We start from the raw sequence: 25572 nt of genomic DNA on the forward strand, positions 1-25572 counted from the left end.
GAAACTAGGTAAATCACCAGCTTTTTTACTTTCCAAAACTTGAGCCTACTACACTCAACTTGTAAAAGTCAACTTTTATTCCCAAAAATTACAAAAAACTTTATACAACTAGACTCAAGTTTTGCAATTTAAGCAAAATTAAGGGGAAATTCTGCAAAATTCAGTAGCATTCACGCGCTGAACTTAAAACGACGCAAAGAATTATCCAGAGCATTGTAGCGCGCCAAAACACCAATAAGCGGCGTGCCAATACCGGTTATGAGTTTGATTGCTTCAGTTGCCATCATTGCGCCAACAATAGCTGCAGTCGCGCCCAATACTGCCGATTTTGGCACTTTTTCTTTAGGCGGAGGACAAGGGTACAAGTCGCGCAATCCTGGTCCCTCCCCAGGCATAAAAACGCTTACTTGACCTTCATAATAAAGCACCGATCCGTAAACTTCTGGCGTACCAGCACTCCAAGCAGCATCCGCAATCAAAAAGCGAGTAGCAAAATTATCGCAACCATCAATTATTAAGTCGTGACTTTCTACAAGTTGCTTTGCGTTGTCTTCATTAAATCTATCTACAAGGTTGATTTTTAAACCTGGAGATAACGCTTGCAGACGCTTAGCCGCAAGTTGCGCTTTAGATTTGCCACACTGATCGACAGTATATAAAGTCTGCCTTTGCAAATTAGAAAGCTCAACAACATCGTCGTCACAAATCGTGATTTCGCCAACTCCTGCTGCAGCAAGCGAAAGCAAGCATGGCGAACCAAGTCCACCTGCTCCGACCATGCAGATTTTCGCATCGCGAAGTAACTGCTGATGTTCATGCGTAAAGCCCGGCAGGAGCAAGTGGCGGCTAGTGCGTTCCATCTCAAGCTCCTGCAGGTTGTCGTAAATTTTATTAATCGTCATGTTGAATAATATGCCGAAAAATTACAGTACAAAATTTACAGTACAGAATCAGCCCAAGCGCGACCTTCAACAGGCGAAGAAGCGAGCGCATGTTCACGCTTAGGAATACGGCCAGCATCGTGAGCAAGCTTTCCAGCAGTTACAGCAGCAGCCATTGCACGACCCATCTTCACTGGGTCTGGGCAGCGAGTTACAGCGCTTGCAAGAAGCACACCAGAGCAGCCAATTTCGAAAGCTTTAACAACATCGGAAGCAGTGCCAACGCCGGCATCCAAAATCACAGGAACGCCAGCTTCCTTGCATTCTTGGACAATCAGCTCAATATTTCGAGGATTCAAAATACCAAGACCAGTTCCAATTGGAGCACCACCAGGCATAACAGCCTTCACACCAAGCGAAACCAAGCGACGAGCCACAATCGGGTCGTCATTCGTGTAGCAAAGAACGCTAAAGCCTTCTTCAATAAGCTTTTCTGCAGCAAGTAATACTTCACGAGTATCTGGAAGTAAAGTATCGTCGTCTGCAATCACTTCGAGCTTAATCCAATCAGTTCCAAGCGATTCACGAGCCATTTTTGCTGTAAGCACAGCGTCATGCGCAGTTTTGCAACCAGCAGTATTTGGCAAAACGTTAATATTGTGACGCTGCAACATGCCGTAAATATCCACGCCTGTTTTTGCGTGACGGCGCATTGCAACCGTAGCCACTTCCGCACCTGAAGCTACAAGTGACTTTTCCATAATGTCAATGCTCGTCATGCCGCCAGTGCCAAGCAAAAGCCTTGAATGTAAAGTCTTACCGCAAAGCTGCCAAGTATCGGCACTTTCTTCTGTATTATTTTCTGTCATTTTAAGCCTTTTATTTAATATTTAAACTTAATTAAAATTAAATAATTAAGCGCACTAATTTCACGCTTAATTTTGTGGTGTTTCAGCCGCCTTGAACTGCGCTAAGAATCTCGATTTGATTCCCATCACATATGACGGCTGATTCCCATTGCGAGCGAGAAAGCACATCGTCGCCAATTGCGACCGCTATACCAGGTCCTGCATCCGAACCATAACGTTGCGCAATAAGCTGAGCAACAGTTAATCCGTCTTGCACTTCAACAGTTTCACCATTGACTACGATTTGCATAATCTAACCTTTACTAACTAAAAGCTGAATTACTAAAAGTACTTTCTGCATCACACTTACGTCTATATTGGAACACTTCACACAATTCGCGGCGAAATCTAGCGAATTCACTGAAATTAGCGATTAGAAGCGTGCAGGATTGCAGCTCTCCAAGAAGCCCTTTTCCTTCTCAGTCAACTCTTGCTCAAGCACAAGTTTTGTAGTCAAAGAAGAGCCTAAAGCGGTGAGCAAAATGCCGTGACGGAAGTAACCGGTGGAAATCGTGGTGTGCGTCTTAGGATCAATGCCAATGAATGGCAAATCATCTGGAGTTCCAGGACGACCGCCAGCAGTAACCTCAGTAATCGAGCATTCCTGAATGCCAGGAAGCACGCTTGCGGCATCGCGAAGCAAGTCAAGCACGCCACCGACCTTTGGAATATCGCGGTCATCTTCGCGAGAAGTAGCACCGAGCACAAGCTCGCCTGTTTCCTTAGCGCGAGGAACCAAATAAACTGGACGATCATGCACAAATCCACGAACCACAGAGCTCAAAATTGGGCGCAAAGGCTCTGGAATAGTCATACGAATCATATCGCCCCACACAGCGCGAAGCTTAAGCTGAGGAAGCATATCCTTAGCACCCAAGCCGGATGCCAAAACTGTGTCTGGACCCAAATCGTCTGGAGTGCTTGCGCGACGCTCAATAACAACACCGCGCTTTTCGAGTGCATCAATCATTGCTGCAGTGAAAAGACGAGGGTTGATTTGATGGTCGTCCGGCACGCTTACAGCGCCAGCAATAGTTGGCGAAAGAGCAGGCTCAATCTCACGAAGCTTACTCACAGAAATATGCTCAGCTCTACGGCCGTAACGATGCTGCAAGTTTAGCAACTCGTTTACGTGCTCGTTATCTGCAGCGTCACCGCCAATTACGTAAGAGCCGCACTCTAAGTAGCCAGTTGGCTTATCGGTGTACTTTGCAACCGAATCAACCAATTCCTTATACATAGTTGCAGACTCAAACATAAGAGGATACAACGCTTCTTGCTGATATTGCATTTCTGCGGTAGGAGCTAACATGCCAGCAGCATGGTGAGAAGCGCCCGAGACTGGATCTGGATCAATTATGCTAACTTTTACGCCAGCTTCCGTAAGTCTCCACGCTGTTGCTAAACCAATAATACCTGCACCAATAATACGAATATTTCGCATAATACTCCTTCCCTACGGCGGCATTACCCGCATCAGGTTTACGGTCGGCTTTCGCCCTCTCAGCCTGTATAGAACAAGCTCCCGCGTTTCGTAGCTTTGACTTTCAAAACTGCGATTGTAAAGCTGTAATATTGCCAACTTTAGCGATATTACAAACGCTACAGATAGACGCAACGAAAATATGTGATTTTCGTCACACTACCGTGTAGTATTCTAGCACTTCTGTGAAAAATTGGTTAATTGAGATGGCATGTCAAATCGCAAAACTAAGCAATTTCGCTACTGACGCAGTACGGTTTCTGCGCGAGTAACGTATAACTCCGTTTTTTCGTTACTGGCGCAGACAGCGCTCGCGCGGATTACGCTCGCGCGCGAAACTCGCGTTGGAAGTCCACTGGACTTCCAACTTAAGCGAGTTTCCGCTCCGAGTTGCCTTCGCGCGCTACGCTCTATGCGCTCAGGCAGGTCGTCGCGCTCGCGCTGACGGAATTACTCAACCGAGCGCAGCAAAATCTCCTCAAGCGCGTGCTTTACCGAAACAGGCAGTGTGCAACGCCATTGCGCCCACTTAACTACGGAAGGCTGGTCGGTTGCGTAAGCGTTAAGCATATCAACGCTGTTGCGATACTTTTCTGCTTCCGATTCGTTCTCGTATTCAAGAGTTGAGATTTCAGCAATAGCACTTGCACTTCCGCCAGAATCTCGCACTGCATCAAAAGCCATTTCCTTGCCTCTGTACGGCACTTGCGCTTGAAGCAGGAATCGGTAAGCGTCGCCAACTTTAGGGTCGGCAGCGATTTGCAATCCACCGTCAACAATTACGCAAACTTCCGAACGAGCTGGCACGTCTTTCACAGAAACCGACAAGCTCAAAGTCGCCTCTTCGCCTTCGTAAGAAACCGCAAACTCGCTTGCGTTAAGCTCTCGGCTCCCAACAAACACGCGCACGTGAGCAAAATCTATGCAAGCAACTCCTCTAAATACAACGTTCCAGTTGCGTTTTTGCGGCACAGATTCTACGGCAGCATCACATCCTGCAACACCGGAAATAATAAATTGCGAAGAACCATTGCCGTCTCGCCACACAAAATTCATACGTGTATTAGCAGTATTTCCAGCAGACGCGGCAGCAAAATCGCCGTTATCTTCTCGCATCACAAATTCGCCGTCAGCTCCAGGGAATGCAAGAACTCGCAAAGCCCGCGGATTTTCAATGCTATTAACAGATTCAGCGGTCTCAGCACTACGCTCGCAATCTGCAACTTCCGGCAAAACTTGCAGAGGCACAATCGCTCCAGCGCGCGCAAAAGCCGGCACGCGGTCAAGTGAGCGCCACGCTTCAAATCTGCGGCCATTCCAGCCGCGAGACACATACCTGCGTCCGTCAAACAAATCGTACCAATCGCCTTCCGGCAACCAAACTCCAGCACATCCGCGCAAAGCAGCCGCGTCGTTAGGCGAAACAATCGGCGATACTATAAGCTCGCTTCCAAAACGGTACTCGTTAGGAATTTCGTAAGCCATTCCAACTTCCGGCGACTGCCAGTACATTGGCTCAATAATCGGCCTGCCATCAAAAGCCGCGCGATAATTCATCGTATAAACGTATGGCAAAAGTTCCGCGCGCAAACGAAGCATTTTCACCATTGCTTCGCGAGTCTCCCGAGGGAAATTCCACGGCTCTTTTCCAGCGAATGGCGAGCAAGTAGAGTGCAAACGATTAATAGGACTAAACGCGCCGAAAGCGTACCATCGCGCTTCCAACTCGTTATTTCTAACGCCAAGCATGTGTCCGCCAATATCGTGACTCCACCATCCGTAGCCAATATTGGAAGCTGTAGAAGTGAAGTAAGTTTGGAAAGCAAGCGAATCCCAAGTAGTAACGGTATCTCCCGAGAATCCAACTGGGTAGCGATGCGAACCAGGGCCAGCATAACGAGAGAACGTAATAGGCCATCGACCTTCGCGCGCAGCGTCCTCATAATGCATGTGGTTCAGCATCCAAAGAGGATCCAAGCCAGGCTCGCGCGTAACTCCCCCCTGCTGCCAGTCAATCCACCAAAATCGCACGCCTTCATCTTCCATACGATGATGCATGTTGAAGTAAGCCTTCACAAACTGCGGATTCGTTAAATCAAATTCCACAGCTTTGCCGCTTGCCGGATCAATGCCAGCATCTTGCGCAACTTGCGGATAATCTTTTTCAAACGCACGCACGCCGTCGCGCGGATGCAAGTTCAAAGTTGGAGACAATCCAGCAGCGTTAAGTTTACGCAAAAAAGCACGATGATCCGGGAAAAGTTCCTCGTTCCACGTATAGCCCGTCCAACCGGATCCATACTTCGGATCAACATCAGTAACATGCCAATCCATGTCAATAACAGCCGTGCTAAAAGGTATGCCTTCGCGCTTAAAACGATTATGCAATTGCAAATATTCGTCTTGACGGTAGCGATAGTAGCGGCTCCACCAATTGCTTAGCGCAAAACGTGGCAGCAGCGGCTGAGCGCCCGTAAGCTTATAAAAGTCTTGAATTGCTTGAATATAGCGGTGTCCGTAACCGAAGAAATACAAGTCCTTGTATCTACCTGATTGCTCGCTAACTTTTTGCGCACGCGACTTAACCCAAGCCCCATACGGGTTTGGTTTGCCATTTATTTCCTCAGCCGGAGCAATTTCGCAAGTTGCAGAATCGTCTAAAATAGACCATCCGTCGCGCGAAAGTATTCCTTTACCAAGTTTTACCGGGCCATTCGCCTGATCCAAAGTTCTAAAAGTTCCAAGAAGATTTCCCGGGCACGCGTCGCCGTAATGCCACGTATTAAACTGCGTGCACGGCACTCCGCGCACAACAATACTTAAACCTTCTTTGCTAAAAGCTTCGCAATTATAAGTAAGATGCAGCTTTTCAGTTTCGACTTCCAGCCATTCATTTTCGTTTGTGCGCGTACTAAATTGCGGCTGAGCGTCCGCGCTTTTGTGAGCAAAATTGCGGCAGATTACAGTTTGCGTAGGATTGTCAACAAACTTTCCATCATCGCTCCATTCAAGACGAATAAGCGAATCTGTAATAACCGTAATTCGCCACTTTTCGCCCTTAATTACCTGACTATCCTGCGCCTTTGCATTTGAATCAGTTGCGTACTTATAAAAAATTCCCAACTTGGAAGAGTCCATACTACTGCACATCTCTGCTGTTACCTTGCAACTTTGCTTATTAACAATTTTATGTATTATTTTATGTATTATTTTGTTTGCTTACAACTTATAACTTTAATGAATGTATACTGCAAACACTGACGCAATGATCAACATCAGCGGATACCACGCATACATAACACAACGGAACGTCGTCGAGTTTTTAGGACCATCACCATAAGGGCTACGATAATGCAACACAGCTACACCAATACCAGGTGTAAGCATCGACATAGCACCGAACATTCCTGCAGTCATCTCCATAGTAATTTCGCGCTTTTTTAATAATTCAAAAAGAAGTACGAAAATAAGCAAAGTTACGCCGCCGAAGAAAATTCCATGCTGCACAAAAACTTTTCCTATCAAATTCCAAAGAAGACCCGCAATGATAAGCACGGTAATAGCAAAACCTTTACTAAATCCGCTTAAACGTTCCCTAATTGTATCTATACTCGAAAGTACGAATAGGGAAATAACCATTGCAAATACAGGATTTTGCGAACGCATGTCGAACAAACATTTTGAATTCACCAAATCGTATGGAACTTCGCAAACCACTGCTAAAATCAGCAATCTCAACATGTAAAGATTCAAATTATGCGTGTTATGGTATCCGCGTACTAGTATCCACGCATACCATGGCACTGCAGTCCAGCTTATAAATTCACAAACTAATATGACTGTCAATGCAAACATATTATTGGTTACTGTTCCGCCGAACATTCGTGCAATTACTGTGTTACTAAATGCACCTAGCATAAGCATAAAAGCGCCGAGCATTTTGAGTTTATTGAGCGTGATTCCAGTTTTTATGTTACGGTCAGCACGAATTGGTTTGCCGTTTGCATCAAGCATTTCCTTATTCGCGTTACCGCTATCACGCATTATTGCTTTACCACTATTAATACTCATTGCACGTCCTTGTTTATTTGCGCATACCTAGTTTATATAAACTTTATCCGTAGTCGCGTATCTACCTAACCTGTAATTTACATTCCAAACACTGCAAAACTTTGAGCGCCGAGTGTTAAGCAATCACCATCAACTGATATTTCTCCAATTTTCAGTAATGGATTGTAAGCAGATTCTTGCGTAAGATTCGCTAATGCTTCTAATGAAACTGTTTCACTATTTACACCTGGATTCATAACCACAATGCTTCGTTCCACAGCTGATTCTCCTGCGTCACCTTTTGCGCAACGCTCGTAAGCAAAGCCGCGCCCGTCAACAGGAGCATACAGCACTCTCCAAGAAGCGTCAGCTTGCAAAGATTTGCGGCTATGACGAAGCGCAATAAGCGAGCGCACCCACGAAAGGAAGGAATCTTCGCAATTAATTTGCGCAGAAACAGTTGGAATTTCACCACTTTCCACTGCTTGTTTTCGAGAATTTGCGCAAGTTCTTCCGTCTGCTCGCGCTTCAACAGGCAAGTATAATTTAGATTTTGCAGCCATCGAGAAGCCAAAATTCTTTGCATCGTCCCATTGCATTGGCGTACGAGTGCCCGTACGAGCGTAGCCGCCTTCTTTTGTTGGAATATCGCGATATTTCATGCCAATTTCGTCGCCATAATACACGAATGGCACGCCTGGCATAGTGAGTATCATGCCGAAAGCCACGCGACGCTCACGATCGCCAAGACGCGGAGCAAGACGCGGCGTATCGTGATTGCACGTGATGAAACTAAAGTAGCCTTGATTACAGGTTGATTCATACTGCGGGCAGTAGTCGTCCAAGAATGGGCAAATGCTTCCGCCACCGTGCGCATTAAAGTAGCTGCGATCGCGCTCAGAATTGTTATCTAAAGCGTTATCAACGTCACGAAGTAAACGCGCATAACCATTAGGATTGCCATCCCAGCGCCAATTCAAATAGAAGTCCATGTCGAATCCTGCAGTAAGAGCCTGACGCGGTCTGCCCCATTCGGACACAAAAGCAGCCTGCGGATACTCTTCTTTTACAGTGCCAAGCATTTCCTGCCATGCGCGAATTGTATTGTCTTTTCCAAGGCTTCCTTCGCCATTATTGTCATCGTTTTTTACAAGCGAATCAGCCATATCAACTCGGAATCCATCCGCACCAAGCGAAAGCCAAAATCGCATAATATCAACCATTGCAGCGCGAGTTTCTGCCGCTTCTTTGGAATCTGGAGCGGATTGCCAAGCTCGATCCCTATGTGCAAAACCGTAGTTTAATGCAGGCTGACATTTGAAGAAGTTTAGAATATAAGTGGCGTCACGCTCAGTTTCACCGCCAATAAACGGCATAGAATAGCCGCTAAACGCACTGTCTGTCCAAATATATCGCTTGCTAAACTCGTTTTCTTCAGCTTTCGAACTTTCGCGGAACCATTCATGTTCTTCACTAGTGTGACCTGGCACTAAATCAAGCAATATGCGGATTCCTTGATTGTGAGCTTCACTAAAAAGCTGCTTTAAATCTTCGTTCGTTCCGTAACGCGCAGCTACTTTTTTGTAGTCGCGCACGTCATAGCCCGCATCTTTAAAAGGCGAGTCATAGCAAGGATTAAGCCAAATTGCGTTGCAACCAAGCGATTTTACATAGTCTAACTTTTCGATAATTCCTTGAATATCGCCTATGCCATCGCCATTGGAATCACAAAAACTTTGCGGATAGATTTCGTAAAAAACCGCGTCTTTAAGCCACTGAGCATGATCGTATAATGCCATTATTTCACCCTTCTAGCGTTGTGCTACTTAGTTTACACGCAACCACTTGAAAAAATTTATAGGGCTAAATATACAGATTAACCCGCCACTCATTTGCAAACGACACGATATCCGTGTATACTACACAGTGCTTACGAACGGATTTGTGAGACTTGTGACGCTGCTCTACGCAGCAATCGCGATGTTGCGCCACAACGGAGTCCGTTACTACGCCACCAAATGATATGCCAATTTTTGGCATGATATAGGAGGTCAAGGATGACGAATATTAAGAAGATGCTGGGTGCAGGTCTTGCAGTTGCTACTTTGTTTGGATTTGCAGCTTGCGGTTCAAGCACTAACAATAGCACTAAGAAAGCTGCTGATTCAGCACCTGTTCAGCTCACCGTTTGGGGTTCTGCTGACGATTAGAAAGATGGCGGCTGGATTAAGACTGTTGAAGCAGAATTCAAGAAGGAAAATCCAAACGTTACTTTCAAGAACGCTGTTGTTGAGCCACCAGACGCTGCTAAGGCTGTTAAGCAGGATGCTAAGGCTGCTGCTGATGTGTTCCTCTTCCCTAACGATCAGCTCGGCGACTTGGTAAAGGCTGGAGCAATCGGCGAATTAAGCGATGACGCCACAAAGCAAGTTAAGGAACAGAACGAAGATACTTTGATTAAGTCTGTTACCGCTCAGGACGGTAAACTTTACGGCGTTCCTTACACCGGCAACACTTGGTTCATGTACTACAACAAGTCCAAGTTCTCCGCTGATGACGTTAAGTCCCTCGACAAGATGCTTGAAAAGGGCAAGGTTTCATTCGATCTTGCTAATGCTTGGTATCTCCCAGGCTTCTACCTCGATGGCAATATGACGCTCTTCGGCGAAAATGGAAACGATGCTAAGGCTGGCATGAAGCTCAGTGATAAGGCTGCTGAAGTTACCAAGTACATTGCAACAAAGCTCGTTGGAAACGAAAAGCACTTCGTACTTGATGGAAATGGTCGCGGCTTGGCTGGCTTGAAGGACGGCTCCGTTGATGCAATGTTCTCCGGTTCTTGGGATGCAGCCAAGGTTAAGGACGCCTTGAAGGATAACTATGCTGCAGCTGCTCTTCCAACCTTCAAGACTGAGTCTGGCGAGCACCAGATGAAGTCCTTCGCTGGTTCTAAGGCTGTTGCTTACAACACCAACACCAAGTCTCCAGAGATGGCTGCTAAGTTCGCTGCATTCTTGGGCTCCAAGAAGTCCCAGCAGATTGCTTTCGAAAAGGAAGGTGCAATTCCTTCTGACAAGTCCCTTGCTGATAGCGTAAAGGCAGAGCCAGCTGCTGTTGCTCAGATGGAAACCATTGCTAAGACTTCTGTCTTGCAGCCAGCAATTCCTGAAATGGGTAAGTTCTGGGATCCAGTTCAAGCATTCGGCACTTCTATCTCCACCGGTAAGATTACTGGCGATAATGCTGCCGCGCAGACCGCAGAATTTGCTAAGGGCTTAGAGAAGTAAGTAAACAAAACTTACTCTAGCCAACAAATCTAAATAGATGCATAAGCAGTGTTTTATGCACTTTGAGTAAAACAATGCGCCCCAGCCCCCGCTCCGGCAAGGGGTGGGGCGCATTGTTTATCTTCTACAAAATAATTTTGTTTACATGAAAGGCATGTCATGACTGGCACGACATCCACAAAGCGAGAAAGACGCCAGAAGAAGACGTCAACTGCAGAACGCTTTGCTCCTTCACCTTATTCACTGAAAGAGGCTGCAAAACATGCGGACATTCTTTCATGGATTTCTGTTGTCATATTTGGCTTTGGCAATTTTGTCCGCAAGCAATACATCAAAGGCGTTATATTCTTAGCGTGCGAAGCAACTTTATTCGTATTCTTATTTGCAATTGGATTGGATTATCTTCCAAAAATCAACACTCTTGGCACAGTAGAACAGGGCAGAGTTAAAGTCAACGGATTCTGGCGATACAGTGCAGGCGATAATTCTGTAGAAATTTTACTGTATGGAGTTATGTCGATATTAGCGATTGTATTGCTTGTATATCTGGCAACTCTCGCTCTTCGCAGCGCGTACAAAGCGCAATCTGTAATGGCAGACGGCAAGAAGCCACTTAATTTCATTGATGATGCGAAGACTCTTCTTGACGAAAAAGCACACGTCGGTTTTATGACTCTTCCAACTGCTGGCATTGTGTTATTCACAATTTTGCCATTGTTCTTCATGATTTCTATGGCTTTCACAAGCTATGACGAGAATCATCAACAAAAATTCAGTTGGATTGGGTTAGACGTTTTTTCTCAATTCTTAACCGGAAAAAGTGATTTAATTAAAGCTGACGTATTCTTTGACGTATTAATCTGGACTCTTGTTTGGGCATTCCTTGCAACCTTCCTGAACTTCTTCCTCGGCATGTTCATTGCAATGATAATCAATAGAAAGTCCACTCGTCTTAAGGGATTGTGGCGAACTTGCTTCTCCCTTACAATTGCAGTTCCACAGTTTGTTTCATTGCTTATTATGAACAATATGCTTAGCCAGAACGGTGTTATTAACATTGTCTTTAAGCAAAACGGTTGGATACATCAGGAGCTTCCTTTCCTTACGGATGTAACTTGGGCTCGAGTGACGGTAATTCTTATCAATCTTTGGGTTGGTATTCCATTCACCATCATGCAGATTACAGGTATCTTGCAAAACGTTCCTGCAGAACTTTACGAAGCTGCAGAGCTCGATGGCGCAGGTTGGTGGCAACGTTTCATGAACGTCACAATGCCGTACATCATCTTTGTTATGACTCCATATTTGATTACTACCTTTACTGGCAACATCAATAACTTCAACGTTATTTACCTCTTAACAAAAGGTGGTCCAGCAAGTAGCAAAGTCAACAGTGCAGGCGGCACCGACTTGCTTATCACATGGCTCTACAAGTTGACTGTTGACCAGCAAAACTACAACGCAGGTGCAGTAATTGGTATTTTGACGTTCATTGTGCTTGCTGTCGTAGCACTGATTACGTATCGCAACTCTGGATCTTACAAGAATGAGGAGGGATTCCGGTGAGTGATAAAACTACAACTAAGAACGAAGAAGCTGTTGTAAAGAGCACTCGTAGTGTTTCTTTCCTTAAAGATCAACATGTCAGAAGAGTAATTGGAGATACTTTCTCACATTTGTTCTTGCTGGTGTTGTCAGTTATTTGGCTGATTCCAATCTTGTGGGTTTTGTTAGAAAGCTTCAACAAGAACACTGGTTCCTATCAGAAAACCTTCTTCCCAACTGAATACTCACTAAATAACTATATAAAGTTATTTACCGATACCGATGACATTAATTTCCCACGAATGTTCCTCAACACTTTGATTGTGTCAATTTTCGTGTGCATTATTTCTTTGGTGTTTGTGTTAGCGGTGTCCTTCTGCATGTCTCGTCTCCGTTTCAAAGGACGTAAGACATTCATGAATCTTGCTCTGATTCTTGGTATGTTCCCAGGTATCATGGCTGTTATTGCTATCTACTTCATTTTGAAGGCTCTTGGTTTAACAAAAGGTTCGATTGTATTAATCGCACTTATTATCGTTTATTCTGCAGGTAGCGGTGCCGGCTTCTACATTATGAAGGGCTACATGGATACTATTCCAAAGTCTTTGGATGAAGCTGCATACTTGGATGGATGCACAAAGTGGCAAGTATTCTGGAAGATTATTGTTCCAATCTGCAAGCCTATGATTGTGTTCCAAGCAATTACTGGATTCTTGGGACCATGGCTAGACTTCGTTATGGTGAAGACAGTAGTGAGAGACAATAAGGAAAACTACACAGTTGCTTACGGATTAATGGAGATGCTTACCAAAAAGTATCTACCTGATTGGTACGCTGCATTCGCGGCAGGCGCTGTGTGCATTTCCATACCAATCGTAATCCTGTTCATTATTATGCAGCGCTTCTACGAAGAGTCCATGTCTGGCTCCGTTAAAGGCTGATAATTTACAGGATATAAATCTACTGAAGGCTGAGACGCTTTCGAGCGTTTCAGCCTTCTCTTTCGCTAGACAACACGAACACGTAAAAATAAAAAATAACTTAACACACTCGCCGTTTGACTTAATACGATAATGGCTATCGCATAAACCCTACCGTGTTTAGCCAAATAGTGCCGCAAAACATAAAAAAACTTGATAACAGAACAATAAGTAAATAATAAAATTTAAAAACTGTATAATTACTAATACGATTAAATAATTTAGAAAATTTAGACAATTCGCAAAATAGCGAAGGAAGAAGGATACCCTATATGACGACTCCATCTTCGGCAACATGGCCTGTATACGAAGGACCTCTTGGATTTACTTTAAACGCTAAATCTACAACATTTACTGTATGGGCACCAACTGCACAGAATGTGACGTTAAGACTTTTTGAAACCGGAAACAACAGTGAGCCAATTCAAACACACGAATTGAAACCGTTGCATGACGGAGCTTGGCGGATTAATTTCCGTAAGCGTTTAGACGGCATATACTACGATTATCTTGTTACTTTCCAAGATGGCACAGTAAATCGAACTAGTGACCCTTGGGGTGTAGCGAGCGGTGTAAATGGTGAGCGCAGCCTTGTCATAGACGATGAGCGAGTGTCTCCTGCCAATTGGCATAAAGATAAGTCTCCTAAGTTTGTGCGTCATGCAATGGTTGTGTGGGAAACGCATGTTGCAGATTTCAGCAGCAATCCTAATGGCGGCTTTAAGCCAGAGCATAGAGGCCAATATCTCGCTTTTACTGATGAACATACATCTTTGCAAAATCCAGATTCTTCTGAATGCAACTTCCCTACTGGCTTGGATTATTTAAAGCAGCTTGGCATTACTCATGTGCAACTCGAACCTATTTACGATTTTGCAACAGTTGACGAATCCGCAATCGACAATGCGCGCAAAAACGGTGCTTCAGCAGAAGAATTAGATTCTCTATACAACTGGGGTTATGATCCTCACGCTTACAACGTTCCTGAAGGTGCTTATTCTAGCAATCCTTACGACGGCACTGCGCGAATTCGCGAATGCAAAGCAATGATTGCGGCATTACATGCTAATGGCCAACGCGTAATTATGGATGTTGTTTATAATCACATGTACAAGTCTGCAGAAAACGCTTTCGAATGCATGGCTCCTGGGTATTTCTGCAGGCGAGACTCTGACGGATCTTTTGCTAACGGCTCTGGCTGTGGAAATGAAATGGCTTCTGAACATCCTATGTTCCGCAGGTTTATTATTGAATCTTTGCTGCATTGGGCACGCTGCTATCACATTGATGGTTTCCGTTTTGATCTTATGGGATTGACTGATACTGAAACCTTAAATCAGGCACGAGCTGCATTAGATGAGCTTCCTGGCGGTAAAGATATTGTTATGTATGGAGAACCGTGGAGTGCTTCGGATCCTGCTGTTGATGAAAAAGTTCCGATGGGAGATAAAGACGGCAGAAGCACTCTTAACGAGCGCATAGGCTGGTTTAGTGACGAGTCTCGCGATTCCCTCAAAGGCAACGTCATGAACCATCTCGACCGCGGGTATGTAAATGGCAATGAGCTCTGGTGCTCAGATGCGGCTCGCCAAACTCTTAATGCATGGCGTGATACGCCTTCTGCAGGTAAAGAAGTTGGACAGATTGTTCAATATACTTCTGCTCACGACGATTTGACTTTCTGGGATAAGCTTTGTATCTCTATGCGCGAGAATGCTAGCGATTTTGAGTTTGACGCTCAAGATGCACAACAAGTTGCGGATATTTTGAACGCTAATATGTTTGCAGCTGGAATTGTTTTGTGCTCTGCAGGCACGCCGTTTATGCTAAGCGGAGAAGAGTTTGGACGCACTAAGCACGGTTGCGATAATTCTTATAATCGCGGTGTACTAATGAACCAGCTTGACTGGGCGCGCGCTGAACGTTTCAATCCGCTTGTTCAATGGTATCGTGCACTTATAAAGCTTCGCGCTGAATATAGCTCATTGTATGATGGCAAACGCAAACAACTTGAAACGTCTAACCATACTGTTTTGGCTACGCGCATTGGCAATAATTTAATTGTTTGCGCAAATCCTATGTATCATGAAGATGCAACTATTCAGCTACCTGCTATTCATAGCGCAAAGGCTCAAGAGTGGCATTGCGTACTTAATTCAAGTGATTATTTTGCTAAGTGGACTGGAAAACAACCTGACACCGCGGTAAATATTACAACTGAAAAAAGCGCTGCTACCCTACACTTGCCTATCAGAACTTTTGTTGTGCTTAGCAACAAGTAATTGCGTTTTAGTAAGTAAAAAAAATAATAAACTGTCAGACGATTGCAACTAAACATGAGTAATCACAACACTTGTGTTTAGTTGCAATTACTTATAAAAACTAGCAAATATGTCGCAACGCTAATTTGCAAACGATGTCAGGTATTTATATAATTGACAGGCAGGGTGTATTTCAATCCAGAGATGTATTGATTTACACGCTATCGCCATAGTTGCACATTTGGCACGCTTACGACGATGTTAGGAATGTGCCAAATCATAAAGTAGAAGGAGCACCATGACAACAACAGCTACTGGCAAAGCTGATGCTGATAAGCCTATGGAAGAAAGCGCAGAACGTCTTGCACGTCCACTTATTAAGCTTGCTAAGGCGTGCGGCGTTGCCACTTTTTATATTGATCAGCAAGGAAGCTACACCGAAATTACAGATGAAGCATTAGTTGGAGTACTTGATGCATTAGGCATGCCTGCCGACACTCAAGACAATATTGCAATTTCATACGAGAAGGTTCAGCGCAAACGCTCTAGCGAGTTATTGCCACCAACTGTCGTTTCGTTTAATGGCGCAAAAACTTGCGTACCAATTCACGCAGGAGATGCCAAAAAAGAGCAAATTCACATTTCTCTTACACTCGAAGATGGAACAGATTATGAAGACTCGTTAGGCGATATTCAATCCGAAGACGATGGAGACTTGTTCATTGAACTTCCGGATGATTTGCCAATGGGCTACCACACTTTGCATGCCAAAGTAATCAGCGCGAATGGCGAGACGGCTCAACATGCTGATGTCACATTGATTGCCGCACCTGCGCGTATTCCATTGCCTGAAAGCGTTAAGCAAAAGCACCGTTGGGGATTCATGACGCAAATGTATTCTGTGCGTTCAAAAGATTCTTGGGGAATTGGCGATTATGGCGATTTGCGTCGCCTACTTAAGGATGCTGGAGAAATCGGCAAGGCTGATTTTATGCTGATTAATCCAATTCATGCGTGCGCTCCAGTAACACCTCTTGAGCCTTCACCGTACTTACCTGAGTCTCGTAGGTTCTTGAATGTCACTTATATTCGTCCGCAAGATATTCCGGAATATGCTGAATTAAGTGGTGAAGATCTTGCTAAAGTAGAGCAATTGCATGAGTCTATTGCTCCTCAAAACAATAATCCAAATCCTATAGATATCAACGCTGCATGGGATGCCAAGCTTCCTGCGTTGCGTATTATTTTCAAGCAACCTCGTTCTACCGAGCGCGAGCGCGAGTTTAGTGAGTTTAAGCATCGTTCTGGTGAAGATCTTGACGCCTTTGCAACTTGGTGTGTTGCGTTTGAGGTTTGGGGTGCTCCTTGGGGCGAGAATTTGTGGTTTGACACTACAGGCAAAGGCACTCCGCAAATTGAGCGACTTAAGCGCGAACATGCTGACTTGTTTGAGTTCCATCGTTGGCTTCAGTGGATTGCTGATGAGCAAGTTGCTACAGCTCACGCTGAAGCTAAAGCTGCTGGTATGGCAATTGGTCTTATGCAAGACATGGCAGTTGGCGTACACGGCTACGGTGCTGACGTTTGGTGGAGTCCGGAACGATTTGCTAATGGTGTAAGCGTTGGTGCTCCTCCTGATTTCTACAACCAGCAAGGTCAGGATTGGGGTCAACCTCCATTCGATCCAAATTATTTGGATGAAACTGGCTATATTGCTTACCGAGACATGGTTCATAACGTGTTCTTGCATGCAGGAGCTGCTCGTATTGATCACGTTCTTGGATTGTTCCGCTTGTGGTGGATTCCACAAGGACAGGGTGCTAGAAACGGCGCGTATGTGTACTACAATGTAGATGCAATGCTCGCAGTTCTCACTATTGAAGCAACTCGCGCAGGCGGTGTTGTTATTGGCGAAGATTTGGGCACTGTGCCGAAGTATGTTTCTAAGGTTCTTGCATCTCATGGCGTGCTTGGCACTGTTGTTGAGTGGTTCACCCACGACGACGAAGCTGAAGCCGCTACTAAGAAGGCTGGAAAGAAGCAAATTATTTTTGCTAATCCGTCTACATATCGAGAGTATGCTCTTGCTTCCGTTACTACGCACGATATGCCACCTACAGCTGGTTATCTTGCCTTTGAGCATGTCAAGCTTCGCGAGCAACTTCATCTGCTTACAGACTCCGTAGAAACGTTCCAGGAGGCTGCTCAAGCTGAACGCGATGCAATGATGAAGATGCTTCTTGAGAACGGTTGGATTAGCAAAGATGCTGCTGAGGATGTTGAAGGTCATGCACAAGAAATTGTGGAAGCTATGCATGCAATTATGCTCACTTCCCCATCTTTGCTTTTGCAAGTAGCTTTGGTTGATGCTGTCGGCGAGAAGCGTTCACAGAATCAGCCTGGAACTAGTACAGAGTATCCAAACTGGCGTATTCCACTTGCTGATGCTGATGGTCGTGTAGTTCACACCGATGAAGTATTTAAGTCACCACGAGTGCTATCTATGACGGCAGTTATGCGCGGCGAAAATACACGGAAGCATGTATAATTTAATAGTTGGTTTACCGATGAACTGACTCTATTCCCCCCCCTCGTAAGGAATATGATTTGCATAGTAGCAAATCAAAATATTTCTTACATGATGTCCTATGTGAGGCGAGCATCTATAATAGTGCTCGCCTCATTAATTATGGGGTTATGGGGGTTATGGAGTAAGAAGCAAACCCCCTGCCTCAACACCGTTACTCGCGCAGTACGTAATCTGCGTCAATAACACAAATAAGCAGCAACACTCGCGCGCTAAATCGCAGCGCTCAAGCAGGTCATCAGCGCACACCAGTCACAACCTAATTTCTAAAGCACAGCCACACAAACCTGCCCTGCCTTCGTCTTTATTGACGAAGGCAGACCCCGCTTGCGTTGAAAGCACACCGTGCTTTCAACCCTAAGCAAGCTCGGCACTCCGAGTTGCTTTCGCGCGCACAATGCTGCGCTCAAGCAGGTCGTCACGCCATAACGCAGAAATTACTTCTTAATATACTTTGCAAATACACGCTCTAAAATCGGAGTATGCAGCATAATAAGCGATCCCCAACCAATGAATACCAACAAAGGCAAACCCTGCGGCAAATATACGATTGATGCAAATATTAACACAATAAACACTATATCTAGCAGTGTCATTATAAGAGTTTCTTTCCAATACGAAATACCAAAAATAAGAGAATTAACCACTGTTTTATCAATTGAATTTTTAAAACGCGCTTGTAGTGCAAACACCCATTCGGCAACAATAACCCACAATATGCTTAGAATAAATTTAATAATTAAAAGTGGAGTAGACCACACGCAAAGCCATAGCCAAATAATAGCAAGCAAAACTGGTCCCATTACAGCCCAAATAATAGTAGATTCCAGAAAATTGCTAGCAAACGCGCGAAAATAAGCTGCAGTAATATGTCCTTCACCTTGCTCTGTACGTCTTGCAGCATCATGACCAGCACAAAGAGAAGCGCCGATAGTAATTAAAGGAAAGCTTGTTAAAATCATCAATATTGTAAGCCACACGGCATCAGCAAATGTTTCCATGCTTTGCGCAAACTTTGAATCTGGGCTTCCAAACGAGAAAATCATTCTATACTATCTCCTGGTTTTATGACGCAATTCCTATGCTTTACTATCTATAGATACTCTAATAACGAACTCTACCACCTAATTACAAACTAACGTAACTATTAAAAATAATGGCGGCGTGCACAAACGTAATAGTATGCACACACCGCCGCTTTCACTGCCACCTGAATTTTGGAGGAGAATTAATTTATCCCTTTACTGCACCAGACATAACACCTTTAATAATGTACTTCTGGCAGATGAGGTAGAAGATTATGATTGGAACAATTGCCATAACCAAGCAGCCCATCATTGCGCCCATCTCGACAGATCCATAGCCGCCCTTCAAATACTGAACAGCTATAGAAATAGTCTTATACTTGTTGAGATCGAGCGTCAAGAATGGAAGCAGGAAGTCATTCCAAATCCACATTGCCTGCAAGATTGAAACCGAAATAATAGCAGGTCGCATAATCGGCACAATAATCTGGAAGAATATACGTGGTACAGAAGCACCATCAATCATTGCAGACTCTTCGAGTTCTTGCGGAATACCCTTAATCACACCAGTGAAAATAAACACTGCAAGTCCTGCACCAAAGCCTAAGTAAATAATCCACAATCCCCATGGAGTATTCAACTTTAAAGTGTTCGTAATGTAAGCAAGGGTGTACATAACCATCTGGAATGGCACAATCATGTTAAACAGGAACAAAACGTATAGAAGTTTTGCTGCCCAATTGTTCACACGAACAATCCACCATGCACACATTGACGTGCACAGAAGAATGAGAATCACAGAACCAACAGTTACAACAATGGTCCAGAGGAAACTCATCGGAAAATCAGTACGATTTGAGCCTAATACGTAGTTAGACATTCCAACAAACGATTTTGAACTAAAAGTAAAAGGATTGCTGGCAATATCAACCTTAGACTTGAAAGAATTCAGCACTACTAAAGCTATAGGAAAAATCCATAACAAGCTTATAAGAGTGAACAGCACCGTCCATAACGCAGGATGCTTTGTTTTCTCGTTCATGCCGCTACCTCCTTCGACCTAGTGAGCATATTCTGAACCATAGCAATAACAGCCACGACAATGAAGAACATGACTGCCTGAGCCTGACCAACGCCTTCACATCTTGGAGTAGTGAAAGTTCTATAAATATTAAGAGCTAACATCTCTGTTTTCCTTGACGGACCACCGTTAGTTAATGCGAAGTTCTGATCGAAAAGCTTGAAGCCGTTGGTAATTGTTAAGAATGTGCAAACAGTAATAGAAGGCATCATCAATGGAATAGTAATCTTGAATAAAGTCTGCCTTGGGCTTGCACCATCGACAGCAGCTGCTTCCATAACATCTCCTGGAAGAGCCTGCATTCCTGCGATATAAATAATCATCATATAGCCAATTTGCTGCCAGCAAACAACAATCACAAGGCCCCAGAAACCGAATACTTCAGAGAACGTAATCGTACGATTGAAGTAGCCGAGTATACCATTTAACAAGAGCTGCCAAATATAGCTTAAAACGATACCGCCAATAAGATTTGGCATAAAGAACACGGCTCTGAATATCGTCGTGCCCTTGAACTTCTTAGTAAGCATGTACGCAATTGCAAAAGCAATAACATTAATAATTATTGTTGTAATAACTGCAAAAAGCGTTGTGAACAAAAACGAATAAACAAGATGCGGATCTTTTAAAGCTCTATAGTAGTTACGAAAACCCACAAACTTACCATCAGTCACAGTAGTGAATTTTCTAAAGCTCAAGTACACACCCATAATAAATGGCACTAAGAAGCCAACAATAAACGCAGCAAACGTTGGCAGCGCAAATAACCACCACCATTTACGTATTGCTTTTCCGCTCATACTAATCATGACTCGTCACTTTCTCCTCCTTGAGCGCGACATCCACGTAGACATCGCTGTCCCGAACCAATAACTTCATTCTACTACATGAATTAGCTATGTCAAACGTTGTCATTTTCGATATGTCACTTCAAACAAATATCAGAATTTAGTTTTAAAAAAATTGCTTATTATCGTTGGCATTCCAGCAAAATTTGCTAGAATAGAAATGTCTGCAAACGTTTGTTTGTTTCGAACTATAAAAGTTCGCACTAAACAATTAAACACAAGGCTGTGCTACACGTTTGTTATACGCGAATAAAGGAGTTCACATGTCGGCAAATATTCAAGATGTAGCGAATAAAGCTCATGTGTCAGTTTCTACTGTGTCGCGTTCATTTACACGACCGAACTTAGTATCTGCATCCACTCGCAATAAAGTATTGGCCATTGCCGAACAATTGAATTTTTCTATTTCGAAATCTGCAGCAGCACTAAAATCTGGTAAAACCTTGCGCATCGCTTTATTGATTAGCGATCAAATTCGTCTATGGTTTTCTGCATCTATTATTCAAGGATTGAATCAAGTATTCCACACAGCTGGATATGATTTGTCTATTTTTCAGATTTCCAGCAGTAAAGAGCGTAGTGAATTTTTCACAATGCTCCCAACTAGACGTAATGCTGACGCCGTTGTTGTGTGCTCCTTTGACGTAAATACCAACGAAATCGCACAACTTAAATCAACAGGTGTGCCAATTGTTGGCATAAACTGCTTATATCCACAAAAATGCGATTTTGACGCGACTATCAATATTGACGATGACCAAGGTGCAAGACTTATGGCACGCCACTTAATCGGTTTAGGGCATCGCAATATTGCATATGTACGCACAACTCGTGACGTTTCACTACATTTCAGCGTATTGCAGCGTTACCATTCTTTTATTGATGAATGCCAAAATAGCGGAATCACACCTACAGAAATTGTGGCACCTGCTAATTCTGATCGCATAAGCGCCATAGTTTCTATGCTTCTTGGAAGTTCAATTATGCCAACAGCAATTGCATGCCAAGAAGATGGTATTGCAATACCGCTTATGTTTCAGCTTGCACGCAGCGGGTATTCTACTCCAAAAGATGTGTCAATTATTGGTTTTGACGATAGTTTTTACGCGCATGAAACTGGCTTAACTACTATTAGACAGGATCCAGTTGATATTGCTTCTACTGCGGCAAATATCACGCTTGCGCTTATAAACGCAGAGGAAGTTGAAGATCCATATCGCATTGTTCCAGCGCAACTTATTGTGCGTTCGAGCACAGCTGCATTATTAAAAGAGTAGACCTTTTATAGTTTTCTAGAAAATATCGAAATAACAAAATATCGAAATAACAAAATCCGCTAGGACTTAGCACTATGATGTGCCAGTATCCTAGCGGATTTGCTTACGTCACCTTTGCTTGCTTACGTCAGCAGGTATAACGTCTGTTTGTTTATTAATGGATCAGTTGTCATCTTCGTGAGCCTGAGAATATTCCTTAGCCCAACCATCCACGAATGCTGTCTTGACCTTATCCCACTTGCCGGTGCCCTGAGCGTACTCAAGCAAAGCGGAGCCAAGGTCGTTCTTCCAGTTATCAGATGGCATTACGGTGAAGTTCCAGCTTACTGGAGTCTTACCAGACTTAGCATCTTCAACGGCTGCTTGAGTCAATGGGTTGTCGGACTTGATATCTGCGAAGCTCTTGAATGGAGTAGTGAAGCCCATCTTCTTAGACAAAGCATCCTTACCAGCATCGGAAGTAAGCAACCACTTCAAGAAGTCCTTAGTTGCCTTCTTGTTAGCATCAGACGTCTTCTCATTTATGCACCAATAGTTCTCAGAACCAGTTGCCAAGCCTTGCTTCTCTTCGCCCTTAGCACCAATATAAATTGGAAGCATACCAAGGTCTTCAGCCTTCATACCAGCCTTGGAGAGGTCACCCCAAGCCCAAGTACCATTCTGGTAGAACACAGCTTTACCCTGGGAGAACTCAGCATTAGCATCTTCACCAGTCTTGGAACCAATCTTTGTTGCTGGTGTAGTGGAATCAGTAATGTAAAGATCGAAAATCTTCTTATAACCGTCAAGGAAGCTACCCTTTACCTTTGCAGGCTGCTTGGTAACATGATCTTCCTTGAACTCATAGTACAAAGGAAGATTTGCAAGGTGGGTCTTAAAACGCCAATCAGAGCTGGAATCAAAACCAGCAGAAGTAAAGGCGCCTTCAACGCCAAGATCTGACTTGTGCTTTTGAATATCATCTGCAACAGCCTTCAACTTATCGAAGGAGTTGATTTCTTCAGCAGACTTTACCTTAGCATCCTTAAGCTCGGTGTACTTCTTAAGCAAAGCCTTGTTGTAAATCAAGCCGTAGGTTTCCATTGCATATGGAATACCAACAACCTTATCTCCATCCTTCAAAGCAATATCCTTGTTCTGAAGTTGGCTATAAAGCTCAGTATCCTTCAAATCAGCAGTGTAATCCTTCCAGCTTGCGTAACCAACTGGACCGTTGATCTGGAAGAGTGTAGGAGCTTCATTACCCTTGCTGATTTCACTCTTCAAAGACTGCTCATAAGTTCCGGAAGCAGCAGTTTGAACCTTAACCTCAACACCTGTTTTCTTGGTGTATGCCTTAGCTACTTCCTTCCACTGATCTGCAGCTTCTGGCTTAAAGTTCAAGAAGTAAACCTTACCTTTAGCAGAGCTGTCACTTGAGGAGGATCCGCAAGCTGCAAGCGCGCCAAAAGCCATTGCCGAGCAAGCTACCAGTGCAATTGTTGATTTAATTGTACGATTCATCATCGAACCTTTCTCCTATGCCGACAATCCCGTCATTGGACTGCCACACCTCTCGGTGTCCTTATCGACAATATTTATTATGCCTCAACTGCTGCAATATTGCAAACGATAGCATAAGTAAATTGACGCGTGTCATTATAAAAACACTACCCACTAATATATTCGATAAAATTAGCACGTATTTTTGGCAATAATTAAAGGGATTGCACAACAATTTAGCAAACGATTGTGCAACCCCTTGAGGATTATAGTTCAAAACAAATTATTTAATTAAGCTAACTCTGCCCATGAGCAATCTTATATTCCTTAGCCCAGCCGTCAACAAACGCGGATTTAAGAGTAGTCCATGCCTTATTAGCGCCAATAGAAGTCATACCGTCTTTTGTTGCTTGAGCGTATGTAAGCAAATCAGAGCCAACATCGTCTTTCCAACCGTTAGATGGCATAGTAACAAACACCCACTTAACAGGCAATTTGCCAGGCTTAGCAGTGTAATCAACAGCAGCCTGAACTAGAGGATTTTCTGCTTTAGGGAAACCTTTGAAAGGAGTAGCAAAGCCCATTTTATTAGCCAAAGCATCCTTACCATAATTTGTAGTAAGTAACCAATTAAGGAAGGCATTAGTTGCTTCCTGATTCCGCCTTGAAGCCTTTTTATTAATGCACCAATAATTTTCCGAACCGGTAGCCATGCCTTGTTTCTCTTCGCCCTTAGCACCAATATAAATTGGTAGCATGCCAACATCGTCAGGCTTTATGCCAGCTTTTGAAAGATCACCCCAAGCCCAAGTACCATTCTGGTAGAACACAGCTTTACCAAGAGCAAACTCATAAACAGCATCCTCGCCAGTTTTAGTACTTAACTGGCTTACAGGAGTTGTGGAATCAGAAATATAAAGGTCAAAAATCTTCCTGAAATTATCAACATAGTCGTAATTAATTGACTGAGGCTGACCATTAACGTTATTCTTAACGAATTGATAATACAAAGGCATATTTGCAAGATGCGTCTTAAAACGCCAGTCGGAGCTTAAATCAAAACCTGCGGACGCAAAAGCACCGTCAATACCAAGCTCATCCTTGCGCTTTTGCAAATCGTCTGCAACAGCCTTCAACGTAGCGAAATTAGTTATTTGATCTTCAAAAGATTTGCCGTTTTCTTCTGGTTGCAACTTTGCATCTTTAAGATCCGCATACCTAGCAAGCAAAGCCTTGTTGTAAATCAAGCCGTAATTTTCAGTAACATATGGCACAGCAACCGGCTTACCGTTATCCATAAAAGCAAGATTTTTATTGCTAAGTTGCGTATAAAGAGGGGAATTAGTTAAATCAGCAGTGTAATCCTTCCAGTTAGCGTAGCCAACAGGACCGTTAATCTGGAATAACGTAGGCATGCTATCTGGATTATCTTTATATTTCTCAACTTCGGTTTTAAGTCTCTTTTCATACTGACCGCCAGTTGGTGTAACTATGCTTACTGTAACACCAGTCTGTTTTGTGTATTCTTTAGCAACTTCTTCCCACATAGCAGTAGCTTCAGGCTTCAAGTTGAAGAAAATAACCTTCCCATTAGCAGACCTATCGGCATTTGCGCCAAAAGACTGAGAAAAACCAAAAGCAGTAAACGCACAAGCCGCCAAAACAGCGCAAACTACTAGCGCAATAATCGACTTAACCGAACGACTCATCATCGAACCTTTCCATATACTGCTAATCTCTTACGAACTAACTAATTACTGCTATTGAATACTATTTAAATCACCGTAGTGAGCTAATATTACAGCAAACGCAAGACTCAAATATATAAATATCTTTGCAAAAAATTTGCGCAAATCGCACTAAAATATATGAAAATA

17 protein-coding genes and 1 pseudogene are annotated in these 25572 nt (G+C 43.7%); 6 read left to right on the top strand and 12 right to left on the bottom strand.

Going from position 1 to position 25572, the window contains the following annotated elements; all coding sequences use genetic code 11:
- Nucleotides 1-170: 170 nt before the first annotated feature.
- From HXT44_RS06500 to HXT44_RS06530, 7 genes are all read right to left on the bottom strand, one after another.
- On the bottom strand, nt 171-902 hold the full coding sequence (locus HXT44_RS06500; RefSeq protein ID WP_064621753.1) for a HesA/MoeB/ThiF family protein: 732 nt from the start codon (nt 900-902) through the stop codon (nt 171-173).
- Nucleotides 903-937: 35 nt separating this feature from the next.
- Nucleotides 938-1750: a thiazole synthase gene (locus HXT44_RS06505; protein ID WP_004104776.1), complete on the bottom strand. Its 813-nt coding sequence runs from the start codon at nt 1748-1750 to the stop codon at nt 938-940.
- An 82-nt stretch (nt 1751-1832) separates the two neighbouring features.
- Nucleotides 1833-2039, bottom strand: coding sequence for a sulfur carrier protein ThiS (thiS, locus tag HXT44_RS06510; protein WP_064621649.1), 207 nt, complete (start codon nt 2037-2039; stop codon nt 1833-1835).
- 123 nt (nt 2040-2162) lie between these two features.
- Complete coding sequence (gene thiO / locus HXT44_RS06515; RefSeq protein ID WP_004104781.1) at nt 2163-3233, bottom strand: glycine oxidase ThiO; 1071 nt, start codon at nt 3231-3233, stop codon at nt 2163-2165.
- A gap of 489 nt (nt 3234-3722) precedes the next feature.
- The gene (locus tag HXT44_RS06520) at nt 3723-6410 is read right to left on the bottom strand and encodes a TIM-barrel domain-containing protein (RefSeq protein WP_421782850.1); all 2688 of its coding nucleotides are present in this window, start codon (nt 6408-6410) and stop codon (nt 3723-3725) included.
- Between the two features lie 96 nt (nt 6411-6506).
- Nucleotides 6507-7343, bottom strand: coding sequence for a TraX family protein (locus HXT44_RS06525; protein ID WP_004108130.1), 837 nt, complete (start codon nt 7341-7343; stop codon nt 6507-6509).
- A 77-nt stretch (nt 7344-7420) separates the two neighbouring features.
- Complete coding sequence (locus tag HXT44_RS06530) at nt 7421-9121, bottom strand: alpha-amylase family glycosyl hydrolase (protein WP_421782852.1); 1701 nt, start codon at nt 9119-9121, stop codon at nt 7421-7423.
- 258 nt (nt 9122-9379) lie between these two features.
- Between HXT44_RS06530 and HXT44_RS06535 the strand changes: the two are divergent.
- From HXT44_RS06535 to malQ, 5 genes and pseudogenes are all read left to right on the top strand, one after another.
- Nucleotides 9380-10609 (top strand): annotated as a pseudogene (locus HXT44_RS06535) (extracellular solute-binding protein).
- A 159-nt stretch (nt 10610-10768) separates the two neighbouring features.
- Nucleotides 10769-12175 carry a carbohydrate ABC transporter permease gene (locus tag HXT44_RS06540; protein ID WP_410310280.1) on the top strand — a complete coding sequence of 469 codons (1407 nt, stop codon included), beginning with the start codon at nt 10769-10771 and terminating at the stop codon, nt 12173-12175.
- Complete coding sequence (locus HXT44_RS06545) at nt 12172-13095, top strand: sugar ABC transporter permease (protein ID WP_004104797.1); 924 nt, start codon at nt 12172-12174, stop codon at nt 13093-13095. The genes HXT44_RS06540 and HXT44_RS06545 overlap by 4 nt, the downstream gene beginning before the upstream one ends.
- 311 nt (nt 13096-13406) lie before the next feature.
- The gene (gene pulA / locus HXT44_RS06550; RefSeq protein WP_004108138.1) at nt 13407-15416 is read left to right on the top strand and encodes a type I pullulanase; all 2010 of its coding nucleotides are present in this window, start codon (nt 13407-13409) and stop codon (nt 15414-15416) included.
- Between the two features lie 277 nt (nt 15417-15693).
- Nucleotides 15694-17943 carry a 4-alpha-glucanotransferase gene (malQ, locus tag HXT44_RS06555; protein WP_004108143.1) on the top strand — a complete coding sequence of 750 codons (2250 nt, stop codon included), beginning with the start codon at nt 15694-15696 and terminating at the stop codon, nt 17941-17943.
- 476 nt (nt 17944-18419) lie between these two features.
- Here malQ and HXT44_RS06560 read toward each other — a convergent pair whose 3' ends face one another.
- The 3 genes from HXT44_RS06560 to HXT44_RS06570 all read right to left on the bottom strand — a co-directional run bounded on the left by HXT44_RS06560 (nt 18420) and on the right by HXT44_RS06570 (nt 20897).
- Nucleotides 18420-19028: a DUF624 domain-containing protein gene (locus HXT44_RS06560; RefSeq protein ID WP_119522954.1), complete on the bottom strand. Its 609-nt coding sequence runs from the start codon at nt 19026-19028 to the stop codon at nt 18420-18422.
- Between the two features lie 187 nt (nt 19029-19215).
- Entirely contained in the window at nt 19216-20049 is an 834-nt protein-coding gene (locus HXT44_RS06565) for a carbohydrate ABC transporter permease (protein ID WP_004104804.1), read from the bottom strand.
- Complete coding sequence (locus HXT44_RS06570) at nt 20046-20897, bottom strand: carbohydrate ABC transporter permease (protein WP_004108156.1); 852 nt, start codon at nt 20895-20897, stop codon at nt 20046-20048. The genes HXT44_RS06565 and HXT44_RS06570 overlap by 4 nt, the downstream gene beginning before the upstream one ends.
- 302 nt (nt 20898-21199) lie before the next feature.
- Here HXT44_RS06570 and HXT44_RS06575 point away from each other — a divergent pair, with 302 nt between their 5' ends.
- Complete coding sequence (locus HXT44_RS06575; protein WP_415707547.1) at nt 21200-22213, top strand: LacI family DNA-binding transcriptional regulator; 1014 nt, start codon at nt 21200-21202, stop codon at nt 22211-22213.
- Between the two features lie 162 nt (nt 22214-22375).
- Here HXT44_RS06575 and HXT44_RS06580 read toward each other — a convergent pair whose 3' ends face one another.
- Complete coding sequence (locus tag HXT44_RS06580; RefSeq protein WP_012914535.1) at nt 22376-23719, bottom strand: ABC transporter substrate-binding protein; 1344 nt, start codon at nt 23717-23719, stop codon at nt 22376-22378.
- 272 nt (nt 23720-23991) lie between these two features.
- Entirely contained in the window at nt 23992-25407 is a 1416-nt protein-coding gene (locus tag HXT44_RS06585) for an ABC transporter substrate-binding protein (protein ID WP_119522953.1), read from the bottom strand.
- Nucleotides 25408-25572: the final 165 nt, after the last annotated feature.

It is taken from the genome of Gardnerella sp. DNF01198P (genome assembly GCF_049244165.1).
Classification (GTDB): domain Bacteria; phylum Actinomycetota; class Actinomycetes; order Actinomycetales; family Bifidobacteriaceae; genus Bifidobacterium; species Bifidobacterium swidsinskii.